20 protein-coding genes and 2 pseudogenes are annotated in these 19,662 nt (G+C 24.1%); 14 read left to right on the top strand and 8 right to left on the bottom strand.

Annotated features, from left to right (window positions below):
• Positions 1-45 precede the first annotated feature (45 nt).
• Entirely contained in the window at positions 46-606 is a 561-nt protein-coding gene (locus ACQH20_RS06775; RefSeq protein ID WP_425376974.1) for a cation:dicarboxylate symporter family transporter, read from the top strand.
• On the opposite strand, the gene ACQH20_RS06770 is transcribed toward ACQH20_RS06775, so the two are convergent.
• Positions 596-1,816: an IS3 family transposase gene (locus tag ACQH20_RS06770; protein WP_425376973.1), complete on the bottom strand. Its 1,221-nt coding sequence runs from the start codon at positions 1,814-1,816 to the stop codon at positions 596-598. The two genes, ACQH20_RS06775 and ACQH20_RS06770, sit on opposite strands and share 11 nt — an antisense overlap.
• Before the next feature lie 6 nt (positions 1,817-1,822).
• On the opposite strand from ACQH20_RS06770, the gene ACQH20_RS06765 reads away from it, so the two are divergent.
• The gene (locus tag ACQH20_RS06765; protein WP_425376972.1) at positions 1,823-2,383 is read left to right on the top strand and encodes a hypothetical protein; all 561 of its coding nucleotides are present in this window, start codon (positions 1,823-1,825) and stop codon (positions 2,381-2,383) included.
• A 64-nt stretch (positions 2,384-2,447) separates the two neighbouring features.
• On the opposite strand, the gene ACQH20_RS06760 is transcribed toward ACQH20_RS06765, so the two are convergent.
• Positions 2,448-2,744: a hypothetical protein gene (locus tag ACQH20_RS06760; protein WP_425376971.1), complete on the bottom strand. Its 297-nt coding sequence runs from the start codon at positions 2,742-2,744 to the stop codon at positions 2,448-2,450.
• Positions 2,745-3,022: 278 nt separating this feature from the next.
• Positions 3,023-3,634, bottom strand: a complete 612-nt coding sequence (gene rpsD / locus ACQH20_RS06755; RefSeq protein ID WP_174480874.1) for a 30S ribosomal protein S4 — start codon at positions 3,632-3,634, stop codon at positions 3,023-3,025.
• Positions 3,635-4,440: 806 nt separating this feature from the next.
• Between rpsD and mnmG the strand changes: the two genes are divergently transcribed.
• The 3 genes from mnmG (at position 4,441) to ACQH20_RS06740 (ending at position 7,244) form a co-directional block, all read left to right on the top strand.
• A complete protein-coding gene (gene mnmG, locus ACQH20_RS06750; protein ID WP_425376970.1) occupies positions 4,441-6,324 on the top strand; it encodes a tRNA uridine-5-carboxymethylaminomethyl(34) synthesis enzyme MnmG in 1,884 nt (627 codons plus the stop codon).
• A gap of 165 nt (positions 6,325-6,489) precedes the next feature.
• The gene (locus tag ACQH20_RS06745) at positions 6,490-6,978 is read left to right on the top strand and encodes a hypothetical protein (protein ID WP_425376969.1); all 489 of its coding nucleotides are present in this window, start codon (positions 6,490-6,492) and stop codon (positions 6,976-6,978) included.
• A gap of 35 nt (positions 6,979-7,013) precedes the next feature.
• The gene (locus ACQH20_RS06740) at positions 7,014-7,244 is read left to right on the top strand and encodes a hypothetical protein (protein WP_425376968.1); all 231 of its coding nucleotides are present in this window, start codon (positions 7,014-7,016) and stop codon (positions 7,242-7,244) included.
• A 12-nt stretch (positions 7,245-7,256) separates the two neighbouring features.
• On the opposite strand, the gene ACQH20_RS06735 is transcribed toward ACQH20_RS06740, so the two are convergent.
• Positions 7,257-8,171, bottom strand: a complete 915-nt coding sequence (locus ACQH20_RS06735; RefSeq protein ID WP_425376967.1) for an ABC transporter ATP-binding protein — start codon at positions 8,169-8,171, stop codon at positions 7,257-7,259.
• 19 nt (positions 8,172-8,190) lie between these two features.
• A complete protein-coding gene (locus ACQH20_RS06730; RefSeq protein ID WP_425376966.1) occupies positions 8,191-9,285 on the bottom strand; it encodes a hypothetical protein in 1,095 nt (364 codons plus the stop codon).
• 978 nt (positions 9,286-10,263) lie between these two features.
• Between ACQH20_RS06730 and ACQH20_RS06725 the strand changes: the two genes are divergently transcribed.
• Positions 10,264-11,898, top strand: coding sequence for a lipoprotein (locus ACQH20_RS06725; RefSeq protein ID WP_425376965.1), 1,635 nt, complete (start codon positions 10,264-10,266; stop codon positions 11,896-11,898).
• Between the two features lie 50 nt (positions 11,899-11,948).
• Positions 11,949-12,894, top strand: a pseudogene (locus tag ACQH20_RS06720) (IS30 family transposase).
• Here ACQH20_RS06720 and ACQH20_RS06715 read toward each other — a convergent pair.
• Positions 12,836-13,357 carry a hypothetical protein gene (locus tag ACQH20_RS06715; RefSeq protein ID WP_425376964.1) on the bottom strand — a complete coding sequence of 174 codons (522 nt, stop codon included), beginning with the start codon at positions 13,355-13,357 and terminating at the stop codon, positions 12,836-12,838. The pseudogene ACQH20_RS06720 and the gene ACQH20_RS06715 sit on opposite strands and share 59 nt — an antisense overlap.
• 90 nt (positions 13,358-13,447) lie before the next feature.
• A pseudogene (locus tag ACQH20_RS06710) lies at positions 13,448-13,897 on the bottom strand (helix-turn-helix domain-containing protein); the annotation flags it as partial.
• 58 nt (positions 13,898-13,955) lie between these two features.
• Here ACQH20_RS06710 and ACQH20_RS06705 point away from each other — a divergent pair.
• The 3 genes from ACQH20_RS06705 to ACQH20_RS06695 all read left to right on the top strand — a co-directional run bounded on the left by ACQH20_RS06705 (position 13,956) and on the right by ACQH20_RS06695 (position 15,945).
• The gene (locus ACQH20_RS06705; RefSeq protein WP_425376963.1) at positions 13,956-14,222 is read left to right on the top strand and encodes a hypothetical protein; all 267 of its coding nucleotides are present in this window, start codon (positions 13,956-13,958) and stop codon (positions 14,220-14,222) included.
• A gap of 78 nt (positions 14,223-14,300) precedes the next feature.
• Complete coding sequence (locus ACQH20_RS06700) at positions 14,301-15,065, top strand: ParA family protein (RefSeq protein ID WP_174480209.1); 765 nt, start codon at positions 14,301-14,303, stop codon at positions 15,063-15,065.
• Positions 15,058-15,945 carry a ParB/RepB/Spo0J family partition protein gene (locus ACQH20_RS06695; protein WP_425376962.1) on the top strand — a complete coding sequence of 296 codons (888 nt, stop codon included), beginning with the start codon at positions 15,058-15,060 and terminating at the stop codon, positions 15,943-15,945. The genes ACQH20_RS06700 and ACQH20_RS06695 overlap by 8 nt, the downstream gene beginning before the upstream one ends.
• A gap of 129 nt (positions 15,946-16,074) precedes the next feature.
• On the opposite strand, the gene ACQH20_RS06690 is transcribed toward ACQH20_RS06695, so the two are convergent.
• On the bottom strand, positions 16,075-17,286 hold the full coding sequence (locus ACQH20_RS06690; protein WP_425376961.1) for an IS3 family transposase: 1,212 nt from the start codon (positions 17,284-17,286) through the stop codon (positions 16,075-16,077).
• 6 nt (positions 17,287-17,292) lie between these two features.
• Here ACQH20_RS06690 and ACQH20_RS06685 point away from each other — a divergent pair, with 6 nt between their 5' ends.
• The 4 genes from ACQH20_RS06685 to ACQH20_RS06670 all read left to right on the top strand — a co-directional run bounded on the left by ACQH20_RS06685 (position 17,293) and on the right by ACQH20_RS06670 (position 19,662).
• Complete coding sequence (locus ACQH20_RS06685) at positions 17,293-17,505, top strand: hypothetical protein (RefSeq protein ID WP_425376960.1); 213 nt, start codon at positions 17,293-17,295, stop codon at positions 17,503-17,505.
• Positions 17,498-17,893 carry a hypothetical protein gene (locus tag ACQH20_RS06680; RefSeq protein ID WP_425376959.1) on the top strand — a complete coding sequence of 132 codons (396 nt, stop codon included), beginning with the start codon at positions 17,498-17,500 and terminating at the stop codon, positions 17,891-17,893. Before ACQH20_RS06685 ends, ACQH20_RS06680 begins: the two co-directional genes overlap by 8 nt.
• Positions 17,894-17,975: 82 nt before the next feature.
• Positions 17,976-19,073: a redox-regulated ATPase YchF gene (gene ychF, locus ACQH20_RS06675; protein WP_425376958.1), complete on the top strand. Its 1,098-nt coding sequence runs from the start codon at positions 17,976-17,978 to the stop codon at positions 19,071-19,073.
• A gap of 85 nt (positions 19,074-19,158) precedes the next feature.
• Entirely contained in the window at positions 19,159-19,662 is a 504-nt protein-coding gene (locus ACQH20_RS06670) for a hypothetical protein (protein ID WP_425376957.1), read from the top strand.

Genomic DNA, 19,662 nt, shown 5'->3' with positions numbered 1-19,662 from the left:
ATTAAAAAAACTAAACCTAAATTTCCAATTCGTATTTTTACTGGAATGGGATTAGGACTAATTTTTGGTATTACTATCCAAGCTATTACTGGTTTTAATAGTCATAACATTACTTATCCTAACTTACCTGGAACACCATTAAAACCTAATCCTGACTATATACCCTGAGTTGCAGAAATTGTACACTGAATTGAATTATTAAAAACTATTTTTATTATTGGTATTACTATGTTAACTATTCCATTAGTATTTTTAGCTATCGCTAGAATTACTAGTAAAAAAAATAGTAACTCAAAAACAATAACTAAAGTTTCAGGAGTTGGTATTACTATTTTATTAATAAATGTGGCTATCGCTTTTACTATTGCCTTTGGACTAGGAATTGCTTTTAAAATTGGGCAAGGTTTTAATTTAACTGATGGTGGTAATTACGATAAAACTACTGCCAAAACAATTCCCGAAATTATCATTAGTTACGTTCCTAGCAACTTAATTGGTGTTTTTACTCAAACATTAATTATTCCAATTATTGTACTTGGTGCTTTAATGAACTTGTCAAGAAAAGTAGACAATAAAAGTAACCTTTTATTAAATTTTATAAAATAGCGTTTGTAAGTGTTAAATTTATAGGTATGAAGTAATTATTTGTTGGTTTGGAATGAGCTAATCGATATTCGATTGGACTCATTCCTTTTAATTTTATTTGAGGTCGATAATTATTATAAAAGTAAATATATTTAGGTAAGTTGTCTTGTATTCATTCAATAGTTCTATTTTTTCTTGGAATTTGATATAGAAATTCTGTTTTCATTGTTCCAAATCAAGTTTCAGTAGCACCATTATCACAGGAATTACCTCTTCTAGACATTGAAATTTTTATTTTTAATTCATCACATAAAATTTTATAAGAAGGATTTCTATAGTGAAATCCTTGATCTGATTGTAAAATTCATGAAGTAGGTTTTTGAGCATTAACTCAAGCTTGGATAATGTTTTGGACAACAAATGTCATGTCTAAACTTGCACTTATTTTATAATCTAATATTTCATTATTATGAAAATCTTTAACAATTGATAAATAATATGTTTTACCATTAGTTAATAAATAAGTTATATCAGTACCTAATTTTTCATTTAAATTAGTAGTTGAAAAATCACGTTTTAATAAATTATCATATCTTAAACTTCCTGATTTAGTTCTATAATCAAATTTTTTTATGCGAACCTTAGCTTTTAAACTCATATTTTTCATATATCTATATACAATATGAAATTTTAATTTTAAATTATAAATTTTGTTAATTCATAAAGTTATCATTTTATAACCATAAATTTCTTGAAATTCATAAAAAATATTTTTAATTATATTAGCTAAAAATGTATCTCATTTATTAAATTCATTCATTCCATTCTTAATTCACTTATAATATCCTGATTTCGAAACATTTAATAATCAACATAAATAACTAATCTGATATTTTTTCTTCAATGAGAAAATCACAAAATATTTCTTCTTTTTTGTCGATTTTTCTAAATACTTTTTTATATCGTTCATTGCCTCAATATATTCAATTAATTCTTGTTTTGTCATTTCATTAAAATTTAAAGATTTGGGTCGACCTGTTCTTTTGGTTTTTTTAGCACGAATTCCATTGCCATATTCTAAACCTTTTTCACCTAATAATTTATATGCTTTAATTCATTCTTTTATTGATGATCGACCAATACCATACTCTAATGCGGTTTTATCAATTGTTTTAATTTTACTTATTTTTATTATTTTTAACTTTTCTTCTTTTGATAGTCATTTAGCCATAAAAAAATGAACACCTTCCTTAAAGTATTTTTAACACAAAGGTTACAATTCTGTGTCTACTTTATTCTAGATGTTCACTTACAAACAAGAATTAATCAAATTTTAGAAAATGGTCCAAATGCAAAAGAAGAAAGTATCAACGAAAATATTAATACTATCATTAATTATTTAAAAGTTGAAGAGAAAATTTATAATGCAGAAAAAAATGCAGGTTATATTATTGCTGGTACTCCTTTTTATATGTCAACTTACAGTGATATTACTAAGTTAATTTCTGCAGCATCAACGGCTATTAAAGATGAAGATGAAAGTAGAAAAATTAAGAAATTAAGAAATATTGAAAAAAGTATATTAGAAATAAGAAATAGAATTGAAGAAAATAATTCTGGCATTTGAAAAAACGCTAATAAATATAAAGAACCTAATAATCCTGACTTACAAACAAGAATTAATCAAATTTTAGAAAATCGTCCATTAACAAGACAACAAAATTTTATTGATGCAGCAAATCAAGAACATATTCCTAATAATAGTAATGGTTCAAATAGTTTTCATAATGTTATATAGTATGAACTTATATTAAGATCATTATTTATAGAGAACATGTAAAAGTTACCCCAAAGGGTAACTTTTACAATATTTTATTTTTTATTAAATCAATAGTATTTTCTACTTGTTTATTATTACTTTCTTTTTTGTCTTTTGTCTTAATAAATCGATAAGTACTAATGATTAAAAAACCTATATAAATTAAATAAGATATCGTTAATACTGATATTAGTAAAATATTGTCATAATAATTTTTAGTAAAAAATGAAAATATGTTACTAAAAATTAAAGGAATTATAGCTATTCATAAAATTAAATATTTCTTTTTGTTTTTACTAATTCCTAATCAGCCAATAGCTGTTATGATAACAGCTATCACAAAAGTAATACTAACTTTTTTTCAGAAATTTCATTTTTAATCATTTTTATTCTTCCTTTACTCATCTATAATTAACATTATATCATTTAATTTAATTGACATAGTAGTTGTAGAAAATTAATTGTTACTTTTGTTTTAAGGAAATTGATTAATAGATAATTAATTTATATTTTATTTTTTCAAAAATAAAAAAAATAATAAATGCTTTTATTGATATTTACCATCTAAAAAATAAATCTGTTATCAATTGATAACAGATTTTAAATTAATTATTAATTTTAAGCACGTCCATATGATTCAACAACTAATGCTTCATTAATATCAGTATTTAGTTCGTCACGTAGTGGATGACGTACATATGTACCAATAAATGTTTTTTTATTGAATTCAATAAATGGTAATGTTGAAGCATTAGCGCTTAATGCTTCAATAATTTTTGCATTTTTTTGTGCTTTTTCAGTAATAGTAATTTTATCTCCTATTTTAACACGATATGAAGGAATATTAACTTTTTTACCATTAACTAAAACATGACCATGATTTACTAATTGACGAGCACCTTTTCTTGTTAAAGATAAACCTAAACGAAAAACAATATTATCTAATCTTGATTCTAAGAATACCAACAAGTTAGTACCAGTAACACCATGAGTTTTTTTTGATTCATCAAATAAATTTTTCATTTGACGAGCATTTAAACCATAAGTGAAACGAATTTTTTGTTTTTCTTGTAATTGTAATCCATAGTTAGAAAGTTTAATTCTTTTTTGACCGTGTTGTCCAGGAGCGAATGTTCGCTTTTTTCCTTTTGCAAATTCTTTACCAGATTCAAGAATTGAGAAGTTTAATCTTCTTGATTTTCTAAAAACCGGACCAGTATATCTTGACATAATAAAAGCCTCCTTGGAATGTATACAAACACAAAGAGACTTTAATAAGTTCTCATTAAGATAGTTTACAATTCGCCAGAACAGCACTGGTTACTATTAAGATTAATAGAAAATTCTACTAATAAAAAGAATAATCTTTGAGGGTAAACTATTTGCAACTTAATAATACTTATTTGCTGCTTTCGTGAATGCTTGTTAATTATAGGATAAGTAATGTTATTTGTCAAATATTATTTTTCATTTTTGCAATTAAATTATAAAAATACTTTTTAAGTTTAAAGGTATAGTAAATAAAAATTTGCAAATTTAAAAATTAACATTATAATTATACTTATGTAGGGATATTAAGATAAATTATTTAAGTCAAATTCTATACAAAAGAGGTTACAGTTATGGAAAAAGAAATAGATGTTGCATATGTTTTATCGCCATTGGATACAGTCACTAATGTTAATGACAAAAGTGTCTTTTCAATAAAAACACATCTTGTCCTAATAAATAAAATACTTAAAAGTAAGTAATTACTGGTTTTAAATTAGTATTAATGATTACTAGTTAAAACAGTTGCTATTTTTAAGTGCAGCACTAATTCTTTAAATAATATTTATATCTTGTATAAAATATAATGAATTATAATCGAGAAGATTATTAACTAAAATTCAATTTTTATTTAATAAAAGTTTAAAAAGTACATGAATATTTTGCTTGTTTATGATAACATTACTAAAGAAATTAAAAATAAAATTTCTTATTTTTGATGTTATTAATTTTGATATGTAATATTTTATGAAATGGAGGTGAAATCAATGAAATATGACTATGAAATTATTGTAATTGGTGCGGGTCATGCTGGTGTTGAAGCGGCATTATCTTCTGCACGAGCAGGTCATAAAACTGCTATTATTACTCTTGATAAAACTAAAATTGCATTAATGCCATGTAATCCTTCTATTGGTGGACCCGCCAAAGGAGTTGTGGTTCGTGAAATTGATGCACTTGGTGGTGAAATGGCTAAAGCAGCAGATGCTACTGCTTTGCAAATGAAACTATTAAATCATTCACGTGGTCCAGCAGTTTGAGCTATTCGTGCTCAATCTGATAAAATTGCTTATTCACAATATATGCAAAATGCAATAAATAAACAAGAAAATTTAACAATTTTAGAAGTTATGGTACAATCATTAATAATTGAAGAAAACACTGCTAAGGGTGTTATTTTAGAGAATGGCGAAAAAATTACAAGTGAAATTGTGATTTTAACTACTGGTACTTATATGACAGCTTTAACTTTACAAGGTCATAATAAGAAATCAGAAGGACCAGATGGTCAAAGAACAAGTAATGGTATTTCTGAACAATTAAAAATTGTAGGCTTTAATATGATACGTTTAAAAACAGGAACACCACCTCGTATTAAAAAAAATAGTATTGATTTTGACAAAACTAATATTGAACTAGGTAGTGATTTACCTTTAGCATTTTCACATGAAATTAAAAATTTTTTACCATTAGCAAAACAATTACCTTGTTATTTACTTTATACAAATGATAAAACTCATACCATTATTAATAATAATTTAGATAAATCACCAATGTATAATGGTGAAGCACAAGGTACTGGACCACGTTATTGTCCAAGTATTGAGGATAAGGTAGTACGTTTTGCTGATAAGCCTCGTCATCAAATTTTCTTAGAGCCAGAATCACTTGTTTTGGATTCAATTTATGTCCAAGGTTTTTCAACATCATTGCCAATTGATGTGCAAGATAAAATGTTGAGAACGTTACCTGGTTTAGAAAATTGTGAAGTATTAAAATGAGCATATGCTATTGAATATGATGCTTTTGAACCAACACAATTATGACCAACATTGGAAACTAAATTAATTAAAAACTTATTTAGTGCTGGTCAAATTAATGGTACTAGTGGTTATGAAGAAGCAGCGTGTCAAGGTTTAATAGCCGGAATTAATGCCCATTTAAAAATAAAAAAAGAAAAACCATTAATTTTAAAGCGTGATGAAGCATATATCGGGGTTTTAATTGATGATTTAGTAACAAAAGGAACAGTTGAACCTTATCGTTTATTAACTTCTTTAGCTGAACATCGTTTATTATTACGAAATGATAATGCTCAAACAAGATTAATTAAGTATGGTTATCAAGTTGGCTTAGTTAGTGAACAACGTTGATCACAATTTAATTTTCAACAAACATTAATGTCCAATATTGTTGAAAAATTAAAAACTATTAAAGTTAGTCCCAATTCAGAAGTTGCTAAGTATATTATTAATAATAATTTAGGTCCAATTCCCGATAATCATATTATTGCTTATGAATTATTAAAACGCCCAGGTGTCAAATTATCAATGTTTACTTCACAGTTACCTTTAATAAATGATTTACAATATCATGAATTAATGGAATTAGAAATTACAATTAAATATTCAGGGTATATTAATCAGCAACTAAAAATGGCGCAACAAACTAATAGTTTAGAAAAAAAACAAATTCCTAGTGATATTGATTATGATTTAGTAGAAAGTATTACTGGTGAAGCTAGAGAAAAATTAAAGCGCGTTAGACCATTAACAATTGGTCATGCTACAAGAATTTCTGGTGTTAGTCCTGCTGATATTCAAGTTTTATTATTTTTTTTAAAACGCAAATATCCAAATTTAAATATTTAATTAATTAGCGATCTTAATTAAAAGATCGCTAATTTTATATATTAAATATTTTACTTGCATTTTAAAGTTCAAAGAAGATTTTGATTTATGATGATCAAAAGAAATTAAACAGTAATAAAAATTGTAAATATGACACAAATTTAAGAGGTGATAAATTTATGAATAATGAAAAACAAAAAGAGTATAAGAAAAAGTGATATCAAAAAAATAAAAAAAATACAAGAATATCAACAAAGACCTGAAGTGAAAGCAAAAATGAAAGAATATGCTCAAAGACCTGAAGTGAAGGCAAGAAAAAGAAAATATGATCAAGAGTGATATCAAAAAAATAAAGATAAAAAACGAGAATATGAGCAAAAACCTGAAGTAAAAGCAAAAAAGCAAAAATATGATCAAGAGTGATATCAAAAAAATAAAGAAAAAATGAAAGAATATGCTCAAAAGCCTGAAGTGAAGGCAAGAAAGCAAAAATATGAACAAAAATCTGAAGTAAAAGCAAAAAAACAAGAATATGCTCAAAAGCCAGAAGTGAAGGCAAGAAGGAGAAAATATGATCAAGAGTGATATCAAAAAAATAAAGATAAAAAACGAAAATATGATCAAAGTTTCAAAACCAAAGTAAGAAAAAAAAATATGCTCAAAAACCCGAAGTAAAAGCAAAAAAACAAGAATATGCTCAAAGGCCAGAAGTGAAGGCAAGAAAGCAAAAATATGAGCAAAAATCCGAGGTAAAAGCAAAAAGGAAAATATATAATCAAAAATCATATCAAAAAACTAAAAAAACAAAACAAGAATTACAATTTAATAATAATTATCAAAAAGAAGTAATGGTAAATGCAATCAACAAATTAGCTGATGAATATCCTCCTGCTGCACATGTTTTAAGTGAAAATCAAAAAATTTGAAAATCTTATTTATAAAATAAAAATAAATTAAAAAAATGAATTGATAAAAAATAAATCTAATTCTTTTTCATGTAAATCATATATAACAATTTTCTTTTCACTTAAAATAAAATTAAGTTGTGATATATAATTTTTATCAATTAATTTAATTAAAATACTATCAGTATCTTTATTATATTTAAATTGAAAATTATATAAACTTAAAAGTGATGATGCTACAAGATTATTGCTTGTTTTTAAAACAAAAATTTTACCAACCCCAAATTTATCAATTGGTCCAGTATAAATTAATTTACCATATTCAATAATAGTACAATTATCAATAATATCTTTTGTTTCATCAATCATATGAGTTGTTAATAAAATAGTTTTTCCTTCTTTTTTTAAATCTTGTAAAACAGAAGTAAAAAATTTTCTTGATTCTGAATCTAAATTAGCTCCTGGTTCATCTAAAATAACTAGGTTTGGATCATGTGCTAGGGCAACAATTAACATAATTCTATTTTTCATTCCTGAAGAAAATGAATTTAAAGATTTATTACGTGATTCTCATAAACCAAAATTTTTTAATAATCTTTCTAAATTTATTAGTAATTTACTTTCTGAAATTATTGTTGTTTTACCTAAAAATTTCAAAAAATTATAAGCACTTAATCCTTGAGGAAAATTTTCTATATTCAAAGAATAACCTAAACTATTTTTTGAAAAAGTTGTTCCCACTTTATAGCCATTAATGGTAATTAATCCTTCGTAATTACTTTTTGGAATAGCACCAATAATTGATTTTAACAGTACTGATTTACCACTTCCTGAACGGCCAACTAAAGCATGAATAGTTCCTTCAAATACAGTAAAGCTAATATTATTCATGTGAAATTTCTTAAATTTTTTACTATAGTTTTGAACATTAATTAAAATTTTATTTTTATCATTTGTTGACATAAATACTCTCCTAACTAACTTATCCAATATTCTTTTTTAAGAAAAAACAAAATGATAAGAAAAATAAAACAATACACAACACACCGTAAAATAAACTAACAATCAAATTATTTTGTATGCTTGTAGTATTATTAACATCAATTTTATATTCGCTATTTAAATGAAAAGTAAAATCAGGATAACTAAATAAAGTATTTTTTTGAACATTAAAATCAATACTTGATAAAGCTAATGGTTTAAATCAAAAATTACCATAACATCCCATATAATTTGTTCACATTTGGTTTCAGTGCTCAATAAAATTAAAATAGTTAATCAAAGTATATAAATTCATATTATTTTTAAATGCAATAAAATTTTCATCATTTAAAACTTTTTCTGATTTAACTTGATAATAAATTCATATTTGATTATAAATGTAATCTTCCACAGTTCTTAATAAAATATAAATTGGATTAAAAAAAAGATTATCATATTGGTTACGTAATGGACTGCTAAATTTAACATAATATCCACCATCTTTAAAAGCTCTTGTTCAATCATCACTAGTTAATGTTTTTTTATTACTACCTTCCTCAACATAAGATTTAGCAAGATCATATTCTAACAAATCAGGTATTTTTGATTTTTGTAAATAACAAAAATTATTAATTTCAAATTCATTATTATAATCTTCATATAATTGTAATAAATCTTTTTGAGTATCATTATTAGATTCTTGAATCTTTTGTTTTAATTCTTTTAAATTAATAAAGTATTTATTAAAAACTAAAACTATTTTAACTGTTTTGCCATTAAAATCATTATGTCCATTTCAAACATCAATTTTACCTTCCATTTCACCACTATTAAATGAACTATTTAAAAGAAATCCTTCTTTTTTATAAAAATCTTGTCTTTTACTAATAACTTCTTTTTTATTAATATCTTGTAATTCTTCAATTGTTAAACTATTATAAAAATCAGCAATATCTTTAGTTAAATTAGGATAACGAATTAATCCCATTTTATAATATTTATTAAATAACATTGCTTCTTTAATTTGTTTAACCAAATAAGGTCCAACATCTTCTTTAAAAGAAATTGGTAAATTTTCTGTTTTATTTAATATCAAAGAAGAAGGTAAACCACCCAAAAGGAATAAACTACAAAAAATAACAAATATTAAAAAAACCTTTTCTGATGAAAAAAACGCTAACATAGCTACCGATCCATTAGTTACTAAAATTGAGAAAAAAAGTAAAAAAAGAAATAATTTTAAAATAATTAAAATATAAAATTTAATATATATTATTTTTAGAATTACCCCTATGATGCCTCCAAAAACTAATAAAGTAATAATATTAGATACTATAAAAAATAATGAAGATAAAAATAACACGAAATATTGTGAAAGGATAATTACTTTTCTTGAATATGGCCTTGTTAGTATTAGAAGAAAAGAATTATCTTCAAATTGTGTACCAAATAACTTAATAGAATTCATTAAAGCAAAAATAAAAAGAAAAATGCTATACAAAATCATAATATAATATTGAAAAATAATGAAAAAAGTATTTGAACTTAATTTCAAAGTAAAAAAAACAATCGCTATTGTTAAAGATATAAATATTGATAAAATAAATAAAAAAACTGTAATAAAAGAATAATAAACCTTAATAAAAATAAACTCTAATAATTTACCTAAATTTGCTTTTTCAACCATACCTCTTTTAAATAACCTCTCAATGTCTTAGTTTATAATATTTTTATTTAAAAAAACAATTTTATTAATTTAGAAACAACAATATATACTAGCAATTATATAATCAATATTAAGCATAATATGAAACATTTCTTAGTAGAATTTTACTATGTTTTATATAATAAATCTTGTTTTAATAGTATTAAATACAGTAAATGTTAAATTTTAAAACTAGTTATTATTTTAAAAATAAAATAAGTAAAAACATAAAAAAACTTATAAAAAATCACTAAATATTATACTATTGGTGTTTATTATAAAACTTTAAAACATAATATAAAAAACAATTTTAGAATAATATAAAATGAAGTAAATATATAAAAAGATTTATTTAAGGAGGTATAAATTATGAAAAAATTATTAAGTATTTTGGGGGCAATAATTTTAAGTACTACTGCTACTACAAATATTATTGCTTGTGGTGGAAATAATGATGAACCAATACCAGAAGAGCATGGTAAAGAACAAAGTGATACTGATTTATTAAAAATAGCAGAAGAAAAAATTAATAGTTTATTTGGTGAACTAATAAAAGACAAAAAAAATATTTTAAGACCAGATAACTTTGGTAGTTCTGGACAAGAACTATTAACTGAAATTAATAAAATTCTTGATAACCAAGAAATTACTAATCAAGATTTAACTAAACATTTTTATGACATAATTAAAGAAAACATTAGTAATTTTGGTGCTGAACTACGTAAGGATTCTAACTTAAAGTTATTATTTTCTGGTATTAATATTAATGAAATTTTAAAGTTAAATACTGATAAATCAAAAATTACTAAAGCTGAATTTAATGAATGAAAAAATAATAATGCTTTTGGGATGGATGATTATAATAAAGAAAAGTATCACATTGAATCTTGAAATCTTTTAAAATCAAGTTTAAAATTTGATTTAAAATGAAAGGATTTTGATGGTAATACATTAGATCGTGAATTAAGTATAGATTTTTTTGATATAAACTTTATTAATCAAAATGCTAATACTGAAGGTGTAATTCAAAAAGTAGCAAGCAAAATTGAAGATAATTTAAAAGATTATACTGTCGAAACTACTTTAGATTTAAAATGAAATATTTCAAAATGATGAAATAGTAATGAGTTAAAAGAAAACATTTTAGAAAAGATAAAAACAAAATTGGGAGCTAAATTTATTGCTCGTGATCAAACGAAATTTCATAATTATCAATTGCCAAATAATAATAATTGAAGTGTTACTAAAGAAAAACAAAATGATTTTCAAAGTATGGCACAAAAAGTATTTTTAAATCAATCAGGTTCTGATGTTAAATCAATTTTTACTAATAAAGCTAATTCATATGCACAAACCTTTGAAAACAAATTTGAAAATTGAAAATATAGAAGCAAAATTACTTCAGATCTAGATAAAGTAAGTTTGTTCGGAGAATTTGAAATTAATAGTTGAACATATCATAATTTAACATTAAACTCTATTAAAATTCCTGTTGTCATCCGCGATACTATGTCAACACAAAATCGAATTAATAGTACTGCTGATAAATTAGCCAAATTTTGTTCTAAAGATGGTATTTGAAACAATCGCCTTACTATCAGTAAGTTTGAAGGTAACTTTACAATGAAAATGAATAAAAATGATTTTAAAGCTTACGAAAATAATAATTTTAGTGATACTTTAAGATATTTACAAGATAAAACTACTGATTTAGCAAAAAAGAATGGTTTTTTTCAAAATAATGATTCACTAGAATTAATTAATTGTCATGAATTAGGGCAAAAAGGTCTTAGATGACAAAACACGCAATTAAAATCTAAATTAAAAAATAATAAATATATTATAGATAATTTGTCTTTAGGTACCGTTGATATTTGAATGTATTTTAATGGTTATGTTTTATCTTTAGCGTATTCTTTTGCTCCAACTTATGCGGTAATAGAAGGTGATGATAATAATGTTTGAAACCCCTGAATTGTAAAATTAAAAAGGACATTTATATAAAAATTAAATTGTGTTAATTCTATAATTAAAAAAAGAAAGGAATTAGCACAATGTATAAGTATCTGACTATTGAATCAATAATAGCAATAAAAGAATATAAAAGTTATGAATTTTCAATTCGTAAAATAGCAAAAGCTGTTGATTATAGTAAATCAACTGTACATAGAGTTTGCAGATTATTAAATCAAAACTTATTACCATTAGAAATATTGAATCAAATTCAAAAAAAAGAAGCAAAATGCAGGTAGAAAATTAATAATTTTAACTTTAACAGAAATTAATACTATTAATTATTTGTTAATTACTAAAAATTATGCGCTTGATATAATTGCTAATTTTTTAAAGGAAAATAAAATAAAAAGTATTTCAACAAAAACTTTATATAACATGTTTAAAACAAATCGAATGGGTTTTGATGAAAATAACTTATTGAGAAAAGGAAAAAATAAACCTCATAAACGAAAAGAAACTAGAGGACGAATTAATAATTGTAAATCTATTCATGAAAGAAATTTAATCATTCCTAATATTAAAAATATACAAGAATTTGGTCATTTAGAGGGTGATACTATCATTGGTAAAGATCATAAAAGTTCTATTATTACTTTAGCTGATATATGATCAAAAACCACAATTCCTTTAGTTTCTAAAAATCATAAAGCAGAAAATATTACAAAAAGTATAATAAAATTTATTTCAAAGTTACAAAAAGGAACAGTTAAAACTATTACTTTTGATCCTGGTAAAGAATTTAGTAAATGAAAATTAATCGAAAAAATTTGCAATGTTAAGATTTATTTTGCAGATCCTGGCAAACCTTGTCAAAGAGGTTTAAATGAAAATAATAATGGTATTTTAAGAAGATATTTACCAAAATCTACAGATCTATCTTTATATAAACAAAAAGACTTAAATGCTATAGCATTTCAAATTAATTCTACACCCAGAAAATCACTATCTTATAAAAGCCCAATAGACTTAATACAATTATTTTAAAAACTGTCCCATTTGTCCCATTTATATTTACAATTCAGGTAAATTCATTCATTCCATTCTTAATTCACTTATAATATCCTGATGTTGAAACATTTAATAATCAACATAAATAACTAATCTGATATTTTTTCTTCAATGAGAAAATCACAAAATATTTCTTCTTTTTTGTCGATTTTTCTAAATACTTTTTTATATCGTTCATTGCCTCAATATATTCAATTAATTCTTGTTTTGTCATTTCATTAAAATTTAAAGATTTGGGTCGACCTGTTCTTTTGGTTTTTTTAGCACGAATTCCATTGCCATATTCTAAACCTTTTTCACCTAATAATTTATATGCTTTAATTCATTCTTTTATTGATGATCGACCAATACCATACTCTAATGCGGTTTTATCAATTGTTTTAATTTTACTTATTTTTATTATTTTTAACTTTTCTTCTTTTGATAGTCATTTAGCCATAAAAAAATGAACACCTTCCTTAAAGTATTTTTAACACAAAGGTTACAATTCTGTGTCTACTTTATTCTAGATGTTCAATGTTCAGTTCAGAATAGATTTACAATTATTAATTCGTCCTCTAGTTTCTTTTCGTTTATGAGGTTTATTTTTTCCTTTTCTCAATAAGTTATTTTCATCAAAACCCATTCGATTTGTTTTAAACATGTTATATAAAGTTTTTATTGAAATACTTTTTATTTTATTTTCCTTTAAAAAATTAGCAATTATATCAAGCGCATAATTTTTATTAATTAACAAATAATTAATAGTATTAATTTCTGTTAAAGTTAAAATTATTAATTTTCTACCTGCATTTTGCTTCTTTTTTTAAATTTGATTCAATATTTCTAATGGTAATAAGTTTTGATTTAATAATCTGCAAACTCTATGTACAGTTGATTTACTATAATCAACAGCTTTTGCTATTTTACGAATTGAAAATTCATAACTTTTATATTCTTTTATTGCTATTATTGATTCAATAGTCAGATACTTATACATTGTGCTAATTCCTTTCTTTTCTTAATTATAGAATTAACACAATTTAATTTTTATATAAATGTCCTTTTTAATTTTACAATTCAGGTGTTTAGGATTAGTTAAAGTTGAAGGATTATTTATTGCTTATAAGGGTCTTAAAGTTGAAGAAGAACTTGCGTTGGCACAAAATAGTATTAACACAATGGGTGCAAAGTTAATTAATCAATTTACTGTTCAATTACCAAACAACTATGGTCAAAGAACAATCCTTCATTTTCAAAAATATAAATTATGTGCTTTAAAATATCCAAGACCTTATCAACAAATTAAAAGTAAACCTTTGTAAATAATATTAATTAAAATTAGTGTTAAACTTAATTAGTAGGATAAAATATTAGTCTATTAATTTAGAAAGGTAATTATTATGGGCAAAATTATTGCAATTGCTAATCAAAAAGGTGGAGTTGGAAAAACAACTACTGCTACTAATCTTGCTGCAGGTTTAGGTATAAAAAATAAAAAAGTGTTACTTATTGATTTGGATCCACAAGGTAGTGCTACTATTTCAATGGGTTTTGCTGCTGATAAAGTTGAACAAGATATATATGATGTTTTAGTACATGATGTTCCATTGGAAAAAGTAATTAAAACTGAAGTTTGTCAAGGAGTAGATTTATTACCATCAACCATTTCTTTGGCGGGAGCCGAAATATTTTTATTAGAGCAATCTCGTAATAAAAGAAATATTTTATTAGAAAAATTAGAACCCGTAAAGGAAGTATATGATTTTATTATTATTGACTGTCCACCTAGTTTAGGATTAGTTAATCGTAATGCTTTAGCTTCAGCTAATTCAGTTATTATTCCATTGCAAGCTGAGTTTTATGCATTAGGTGGTTTGGTACAATTATTATCTACTATTCGTTTAGTACAACAATTATTTAATCCCAATTTAGAAATTGAAGGGATTTTATTAACTATGGTTAATATTAGAACAACTTCTTCTGTTGAAGTTATCAAAGAAATTCAAAAAAATTTTAGAGAAAAAGTTTATAAAAATTATATTCCAAGAAATGTAACTCTAAGTGAAGCACCAAGTCATGGTAAAAATATTTTTAGTTATCGGCCACGTTGCAGTGGTGCTATTGCTTATCAAAGTTTAGTGAATGAGGTGTTAAATAATGTCTAATGATAAAAAAAATCGTATTTCTGCTAAAGGCTTAGCATCAATTTTTGGTGAAGGTTTAAATGATTTGATAACTAACATTGAAAGTTCACCAGAAATTGCTAAAACTTTTTCACAAACTATTTCTCTTGCAAAAATTATTCCTAATCCATATCAACCGCGTATAGTATTTAATGAACAAGAAATTAAAGAACTAAGTGATTCAATTAAAATTCACGGTTTAATTCAACCAATTATTGTTAAAAAAACGATAACAGATGGTGTTTTTCAATTAGTTGCTGGTGAACGTAGAACTAAAGCTGCAAAATTAGCAGGTCTAACAGAGATCTCTGCAGTAACTATTGAAGTAACAGATCAACAATTAATGGAATTTGCTTTGATTGAAAATATTCAACGTGTTGATTTGAATGCTTTTGAAGAAGCACAGGCATATCAAACTTTAATTAGTAAAATGAAATGAACTCAAGAACAACTCTCACAAAAAGTTAATAAATCACGTAGTCACATTGCTAATACTTTACGAATTTTGCAATTGCCAGTAGAGATTTTACAAATGCTTCAACGCAATGAATTAACAATGGGTCATGTTAAACCGTTATTAAGTTTAGGCACTAATCTTAATTTAATGGTAACTATTGCTAAAAGGGCATATAGTGAACAATGGAGTGTTCGTAAGGTTGAAGATGTTATTAAGATGCAACAATTAAGTTTAAATCAAAAACAAAATGTTAATAAAAAGTCAGATCTTCATTTAGTAGCATTAGAAAATACTTTATCAAGAACTTTAGATACTAAAGTAAAAATCAATAAAAAACAACTAATCATCAATTATAGTAATCATAAAGAATTAAATCGAATTTTAGAATTTTTAAAATTAATATAAATTTAAAATGAGTATAAATGTTTTAAAACATTTATACTCATTTTTTATCTTGTAAATATTTCGGGACTTTCCAGCAATCTGTGTAACTTAGTGATTTTACAACTAAAATTTATTTAAAAAACACAGTTTTTAGGAAAGTCCCTTTGTATTTATAGGTATGAAGTAATTATTTGTTGGTTTGGAATGAGCTAATCGATATTCGATTGGACTCATTTCTTTTAATTTTATTTGAGGTCGATAATTATTATAAAAGTAAATATATTTAGGTAAGTTGTCTTGTATTCATTCAATAGTTCTATTTTTTCTTGGAATTTGATATAGAAATTCTGTTTTCATTGTTCCAAATCAAGTTTCAGTAGCACCATTATCACAGGAATTACCTCTTCTAGACATTGAAATTTTTATTTTTAATTCATCACATAAAATTTTATAAGAAGGATTTGTATAGTGAAATCCTTGATCTGATTGTAAAATTCATGAAGTAGGTTTTTGAGCATTAACTCAAGCTTGGATAATGTTTTGGACAACAAATGTCATGTCTAAACTTGCACTTATTTTATAATCTAATATTTCATTATTATGAAAATATTTAACAATTGATAAATAATATGTTTTACCATTAGTTAATAAATAAGTTATATCAGTACCTAATTTTTCATTTAAATTAGTAGTTGAAAAATCACGTTTTAATAAATTATCATATCTTAAACTTCCTGATTTAGTTCTATAATCAAATTTTTTTATGCGAATCTTAGCTTTTAAACTCATATTTTTCATATATCTATATACAATATGAAATTTTAATTTTAAATTATAAATTTTGTTAATTCATAAAGTTATCATTTTATAACCATAAATTTCTTGAAATTCATAAAAAATATTTTTAATTATATTAGCTAAAAATGTATCTCATTTATTAAATTCATTCATTCCATTCTTAATTCACTTATAATATCCTGATTTTGAAACATTTAATAATCAACATAAATAACTAATCTGATATTTTTTCTTCAATGAGAAAATCACAAAATATTTCTTCTTTTTTGTCGATTTTTCTAAATACTTTTTTATATCGTTCATTGCCTCAATATATTCAATTAATTCTTGTTTTGTCATTTCATTAAAATTTAAAGATTTGGGTCGACCTGTTCTTTTGGTTTTTTTAGCACGAATTCCATTGCCATATTCTAGACCTTTTTCACCTAATAATTTATATGCTTTAATTCATTCTTTTATTGATGATCGACCAATACCATACTCTAATGCGGTTTTATCAATTGTTTTAATTTTACTTATTTTTATTATTTTTAACTTTTCTTCTTTTGATAGTCATTTAGCCATAAAAAAATGAACACCTTCCTTAAAGTATTTTTAACACAAAGGTTACAATTCTGTGTCTACTTTATTCTAGATGTTCAAAATAATACAAAAAATTTTGGAACTTTAATTGTAAATTTAAATGATAATAAAACATCAATAGATGAAATAAGCGTACCTTATCAAAGACAAAGTATACCACAGAACTATTACCAACATATGAGCCTTGAGATGAATGAATAATTGAAAAAAACCTAAATTATCACGTTCAAATAGTACTGATAGTGCGATAAGTTTACTTTCTTCTGAATTTGAAGAAAATGATTATTCTATTATTGATATCGATAAAATATTAAGAGAACTTAATAGTTATAGTTTTCCACAGTATAGTGATTTAGAAAGCAGTACTGAATCATCTCGTCAACAATTTAATCATTGTCTTACTAGAACAGCATCTAGTGATAGTGGCATTTGTTCTGGTCAGATTACTCCTAAACCAGTTAGTACAAATCCTTTTGATGATGAAAGCGATGATGAAGAACTTGCTGGTAATACTATTAATGAATCTAATAATTTAGTAAATACTCTACCATTACCATCCAAATCAACTTCAAAATTAAATTTTTCTTAATTGATAATTAATTTTATATTTTTCTTTATAATTTATATGATACGATGTAATCATATAAGTAAAAGAAACAGGTGCATATTATATGTTAACTGCTGGTATCGTTGGTTTACCTAATGTAGGTAAATCAACATTATTTAAAGCCATTACCAATTCACAAGTATTAATTAAAAATTATCCTTTCGCTACTATAAAACCAAATATTGGTAGCGTTCCAGTCAATGATTCAAGAATTTTAAATTTAATAAAAATCTTTAATCCACAAAAAGTTGTACCAACAATTTTAGAATTACATGATATTGCCGGACTTGTCAAAGGTGCTAGTAAAGGTGAAGGATTAGGTAATCAATTTCTTGCTAATATTAGAACAGTTGATGCAATATGCGAAGTTATTCGTTGTTTTGATGATATTAATGTTAGTCATGTTGAAAATAAAATTGATCCAATTAATGATTTTGAAATTATTGAATTGGAATTAATGTTAGCTGATCAAGAAGTAATAAGTAAACGAAAAGAAAAAGTTCGTAAAAAATCGCAAATAACTAGAGATAAACAAGGTATTGCTGAGGTAGCTTTATTAGAAAAAATTAATAATGAATTAAACAATGGTGTTGCTATTCGTAATCAAAAGTTAAGTTTAGAAGAATTACTAATGATTAAACCTTATAATTTTTTAACTGCTAAACCAATAATTGTTATTGCTAATATTAATGAAAAAGATTTAATAACTAAAACCAATAAATATGTTGAACAATTACAACAATATATGAGCAAAAAAAATATTACTGTAATTGTTGTTTGTGCTAAGACAGAATGTGAACTTTCTGAATTAGAAGCAGAAGAAAAAAAAGAAATGTTTAAAGAGTTAAATATTTTTGAATCAGGAATTGATCAAATTGTATTAGCAACTTATAAACTATTAAATTTAGGTACTTATTTTACTGTTGGACCCAAAGAAGTTCATGCTTGAACTTTTATTAAAGGAATGAAAGCACCAGAGTGTGCTGGTATCATTCATACAGATTTCATGAAAGGTTTTATTAGACTTAAAGTTTATAATTATCAAGATATAGAATTATTGGGTAGTGAAAAAAATGTTCAGGAAAAGGGAAAAATGAGAGTTGAAGGTAAAAATTATATAGTTGAAGATGGTGATATTTGTCATTTCCTTTTTAATGTTTAGTTTTAAGATAATATTAATTATAAAAAGGTTATAGTTTTGTTATAATTAATTTGAAAATATACTAGCAAGAAAGGAAAAAATTATTATGTTAAAAAGTAATTTACAAAATCCTGATTCTGACATTCAAGAAAACAATTATGTTCCAAATAAAAAAACTAAAAAGTTTGATGTTCTTAATAAAATAAAAGTTTCAAGGGCTTTACTTTTTTGATCACCAATTGTGCAAATTATTCGTAGTATTGCTTTTTTAATACTATTAATAGTTAATGCATTTGTTGGGCAAAAAATGGGGTTTGAATTTAGTAAACTGCAATTAGCTTTATCATTATCATATGTTGGAATTGCAATTTTAGTCAGTATTATTTGTTTTATGATACCAGCAAAGAAACTTAAAAAGAAATCTTCATTTAGAATTACTGCTATTTCAACATTAATATTATCAACATTAATGTTAAGCGGTAGTCTAGTTTTTTGATCAATACCAGTATTACTATTTTTTTCATTAATATCATTAATTGTATGAATATGTGAAGTAATAGCAGCGATTATTTTAATTTTAGTAGTTGAAGAATTGCCTAATGAAAAATAA

It is taken from the genome of Spiroplasma endosymbiont of Aleiodes alternator (genome assembly GCF_964031135.1).
Lineage (GTDB): Bacteria > Bacillota_I > Bacilli_A > Mycoplasmatales > VBWQ01 > Spiroplasma_E.
The sequence above is the reverse complement of the archived record's forward strand: the minus strand, read 5'-3'. Positions and strand labels throughout refer to the sequence as shown.